We start from the raw sequence: 4,935 nt of genomic DNA on the forward strand, positions 1-4,935 counted from the left end.
AGTGGACAAGCAGGGGCTCGAACCCTGGACCCACGGATTAAGAGTCCGTTGCTCTACCAACTGAGCTACTTGTCCAAAATTTAATAGTTGTTTTTTAACAACGTTTAATAATATATTACGTACGTATAATTAATGCGAGGAAAAGCTTTTTCAGAATGCTTTTATTATAGAAAAGAAAGTGAGTTTTTATCCATTGTTCAGTAACTGTGATTCTTGGTTATAAGCTAATTTGTATTACAAATTAGTGACCTATGTCAGAAGTAAATCGATGTTTCGTAAAGAAAGAGATGTGGAACGGATTTTATTAGACATTTTGTATGATTTAATTGATGCTCAAAATAATGGTTAAACCGCCGAAAATTATTTTGGCAAGCAACCAAAGATATTCGCAGATGAAATTATTCGAACGTTGCCGAATTCTTTCATTGAAGCAGTTAAATTGGCTGTTTATATCTTGTTTGTATATATACTATTCTTTACAATTCCGGGTATGCTAATACCGTCAGCAAATTTTGATCTTGGTAATTTGGTTATACTTGGGGTTCTTATCTTCATATTCTCAATTGGAAGTTTATGGTTAATTGGACAAGCAACCTATGCGACAAATAAACTACAAAAAAATCTTATTTATATAGTTTGTATAGTGATTTTTATAATTCTAGTTGCTGTCACTACTTTCCTAATATAATTACTTAAGGCTATGAAATGCCCACTTGTTTTGTTATATTTATGATAAATTACTTTGGCGTAATGAAATATCATAATTTAATCAAAGAAGTGTGGTTGACACGGCTACATTATTTGTGAAGTTTTATTTTGGTAAAATTGTCTCGCATGCTATAATGAATTTCAGAGACCCGCCATTGGGAGGAATGATAATGAGTAAAATATTGGTTGTAGATGATGAAAAACCGATTTCAGATATTATAAAATTTAATTTGACTAAAGAAGGGTACGACGTTGCAGTTGCAATGGATGGCCGTGAAGCTTTGGACTTGTTTGAAAGTGAAGAGCCAGATTTGGTATTATTGGACCAAATGTTACCTGAAGTTGAAGGGACGGAAGTCTTACGGCAAATTCGTACAACTTCTCAGACACCAGTTATTATGGTGACTGCCAAAGATTCAGAAATAGATAAAGTTTTAGGTTTGGAAATGGGTGCAGATGATTATGTAACCAAGCCATTTTCAAATCGTGAATTATTAGCGCGCATTAAAGCTAATTTGCGCCGTAAGTCATCTGTGACAGGTCAAGGCCAAATTGATGACAGTGGTGATATTAAAATTGGCGCTTTGACGATTCATCCGGATGCTTACATGGTGTCTAAGAATGGTCAAGACATTGAATTGACGCATCGTGAGTTTGAATTGTTGCATCATTTATCAAAGCACATTGGTCAAGTTATGACACGTGATGACTTGTTGCAAACAGTTTGGGGTTATGATTATTTTGGTGATGTCCGGACAGTTGACGTCACAGTGCGTCGAATCCGTGAAAAGATTGAAGAAACACCTAGTCATCCACAAATTTTGATGACACGTCGTGGTGTGGGTTACTACCTAAAAGCTTCAGAAGAATAAAGTATTTAGATACAAAGGCTAGTGCCTTGCCGGAAGGCATGGGACTAGCCTTTTTTCAATTAAGAAAGGTAGTATATAAAAGATATGGAAAGTGGTCATAAGCGACGCCGCTTTTTTGCGTCGATTCATTTTAAAATTGCTTTGGTCTTTACATTGACACTGATCGTGACTTTGGAATTAGTTGGTGCTTTTTTCGTGCGCCAGTTAGAACAGCAAAGTCTATCGACGTTCCGCAATCAAATTACACTCCCTGCCTATGTTGACGATTCGTTAACGCAACAGTTAGCTAGTAGTAATCAGAGTAATGTGAACCAAAATATTCATACAATTCTAAACTCTACTAATAATGCAGCTATTTCTGAAATTCAAATTTTTGACACCGTGGGTATTTTACGAGGAACAAGTGATGTTAATAATCAAGATAAAATTGGTAAAAAAACGACTGCCACCAACGTCAAGGCCGCAATTACGGGGGGGAAGTATAAAAAGAATGTCATTGTGACGCAAAATGGTTTACGTTATCAATTGGGTATCAAAACTTTAACAAACACGGTTGACGGTGAAAGTAATGTGGTTGGTGTGGTTGTCGTACGTGCTAGTGTAGAAGCGGTTTATGATAATTTATCTAAAATTTCGTTTATTTATTTTGCATCAATGGTATTTGCGATTGTGCTGGGTATTATCATGGCGATATTTATTTCACGTAGTATTACACGCCCAATTGCACAAATTAGTGCACGAACTAATAAAATTGCCCAAGGTGATTATTCCGGGGGAATTAATGTCCATACAGATGACGAAATTGGGCAGTTAGCACAAAATGTTAATATGTTAGCAGAACGGATAGAAGAAACGACTAATTCAATGGACTTTGAACGTCGTCGTTTGGATTCGGTTCTTGAATACATGACTGATGGGGTGATTGCAACTGATAGACGGGGTAATATTAATATCATTAATATTGCAGCCTTAAGAATGACAGGCCTTACGGATAATCAGGATGCGACCGGACGCTCAATTCTGGATATTTTACGTATTGCAGATCAATATAGTCTGCGTGACTTATTGGATAATCGTCATGAGCTGTTGTTAGATTTTAGTACCAATGAACATCAATTGATGATTCGTGCGTACTTTAGTTTAATCGAGCGGTCATCCGGATTTATTTCTGGATTAGTCATTGTGTTGCATGATGTTACTGAACAACAACGGACTGAACGGGAACGCCGTCAATTCGTATCAAATGTATCACATGAGTTAAGGACACCATTAACGTCAGTTAAATCATATGTTGATGCTTTGCAAGATGGCGCTTTAGAAGATCCCGAAGTGGCCCATAGTTTCTTAAGTGTTGCCCAAGATGAAACGACACGTATGATTCATATGATTAATGACTTATTAGAATTGTCACGCATGGATTCTGGCACTATGAAAATTGATAATGAATTTATCAATATTGCCGGTTTGTTTAATTATATTTTGGATCGTTTCGATATGATTATTGCAAATGATGACAAACCCGAAAAATATTATACTGTTAAACGAGTTATTCCAGACTTTCAAATTTGGGTTGATGTTGATACATCAAAGTTAACCCAGGTGCTTGATAATATTATGAATAATGCGATTAAGTACTCTCCTGATGGTGGTGTGATAACAGCACGCCTAGAAGACCATCAAACTGAGGTTGTTTTAAGTATTGCAGACCAAGGGTTAGGTATTCCAAATAAAGATGTGACACAAATATTTGATCGTTTCTTCCGTGTTGATAAAGCGCGTTCACGCGCACAAGGTGGTACAGGTCTTGGCTTGGCAATTTCTAAGGAAATTATCGAACGCTTCGGTGGCCGTGTTTGGGCTGAATCAACTGAGGGCAGTGGATCAACATTTTTTGTAGCGCTACCATATGAGGCATACAACGAAATAGATGATGATTGGGATGATGGTGATTGGGATGAAGAAAGATAGGCAATGGCGGATTCGCTTAAATTATTTTCGACAACGATATGGTCTAATCATATCCCTAATGATAGCCATTTTAATCAGTATATTTTTGTCAGTTCAATTATGGCAAACGCCAGGGCATGTCAGTCAAAAAAGGCAAATAACGAATACACAACAAGAAGAAGCCATTGGGAAAAATTTAGGGAATGTTTACAGCCTTTCAAAATTGACATTTAATGGTAAATCGCAAAATTTAAGTGTCTTAGATTATCAAACGGTTTCTTCAAAATTGATTTCGCGCGTTAAAGGTTGGCATCTTAAGTATAAAGGTGATCAGAAACTTTCTAAAAATGCTTATTTACAATCTTTGTCAAAGAACAATATGATTGTGATGAGTTTTTCAGATTCGGTGTCAGGAAGTGTTATTAAAAACGTGTTTGGTAAGGATATCAAAATTGCTAATAATGTGATGATTGATCACGTGCGATTGCCACAAGGTGGTACAAATGTTGTTTTGTATAATGATGCTCATCATAAGATTTATCATTATCAAGGGACAGATGTTGTACAAACTATTAAAAAGGTGAAAAGTAGTGAACGTGCTGTATCAGTAGATTATCGGTGGATTGGTGAACACGTTGTGACTGCCCCAATAGGACGGATTCAATTGCAGACGCATAGCTATTTATTGGATTCTGATGATACGATGTCACAATTGTTAAAAATTTTCCCCGATGGTGGTAAACGCACAGTTGCTAATGATCAAGAAATATTAACCTATACAAATGGTGATAATCAGCGTATGACTCGTAATATGACGACTGGTATTATTAATTATGACGCATATGGTATAAATGATCATGTTGATCAGGTTGGTCAAAGACAACGTCAAGGCTATCAATGGCTAGTTGACTTACATCAATTGACTGATGATTTATATTATTTTGAAGAAACGAATAATGCTAAGTCGTTAATGTATCGTTTGTTTGTAAATGGGTTACCAGTGTTCAACCAAACTGATAATGGTACGGTTCAGGTAAAACAAAAACCCAACCAGCATGAACAAATTATTTTGTCGCAATATTCATTGCGGGTGCCGTTACCAACTGATAACAAAAGTAAAGTGACGTTACCAACAATGGATGAAGAAATTAATAAATTAATGGCTGCTGGAGTTGATAAAACCGATATACAAAAAATATTATTGGGATATCGGTGGCGACTTAATCCTGAAAATCAAATTGTGACATTAGAACCAACATGGTATTTTGAGCAAGATAATGTATGGCGTTCGGTAGACAGCTGGCTAGCAGATAAAGGAGGGCAATAAATGGATTTTAAAAAAGTCTTAACTGCCTTCTTGATTGTCTTTGTGTCATTGGATATATTCTTAGGTACGCAATGGTTACGA

Annotated in this window: 3 protein-coding genes and 1 tRNA gene; 3 read left to right on the forward strand and 1 reads right to left on the reverse strand. The window is 36.2% G+C overall.

The window, feature by feature from the left end:
* Positions 1–2 precede the first annotated feature (2 nt).
* Positions 3–75, reverse strand: a tRNA-Lys gene (locus FFM61_RS03355).
* A gap of 803 nt (positions 76–878) precedes the next feature.
* On the opposite strand from FFM61_RS03355, the gene yycF reads away from it, so the two are divergent.
* The 3 genes from yycF (at position 879) to yycH (ending at position 4,854) form a co-directional block, all read left to right on the forward strand.
* The gene (yycF, locus tag FFM61_RS03365) at positions 879–1,580 is read left to right on the forward strand and encodes a response regulator YycF (RefSeq protein ID WP_074427239.1); all 702 of its coding nucleotides are present in this window, start codon (positions 879–881) and stop codon (positions 1,578–1,580) included.
* Between the two features lie 84 nt (positions 1,581–1,664).
* The gene (gene walK, locus FFM61_RS03370) at positions 1,665–3,548 is read left to right on the forward strand and encodes a cell wall metabolism sensor histidine kinase WalK (RefSeq protein ID WP_074427240.1); all 1,884 of its coding nucleotides are present in this window, start codon (positions 1,665–1,667) and stop codon (positions 3,546–3,548) included.
* Positions 3,535–4,854 carry a two-component system activity regulator YycH gene (yycH, locus tag FFM61_RS03375; protein ID WP_168388708.1) on the forward strand — a complete coding sequence of 440 codons (1,320 nt, stop codon included), beginning with the start codon at positions 3,535–3,537 and terminating at the stop codon, positions 4,852–4,854. The genes walK and yycH overlap by 14 nt, the downstream gene beginning before the upstream one ends.
* The last annotated feature ends 81 nt before the right edge of the window (positions 4,855–4,935 follow it).

This window comes from Weissella hellenica, from assembly GCF_005405545.1.
Taxonomy (GTDB): Bacteria; Bacillota; Bacilli; order Lactobacillales; family Lactobacillaceae; genus Weissella; species Weissella hellenica.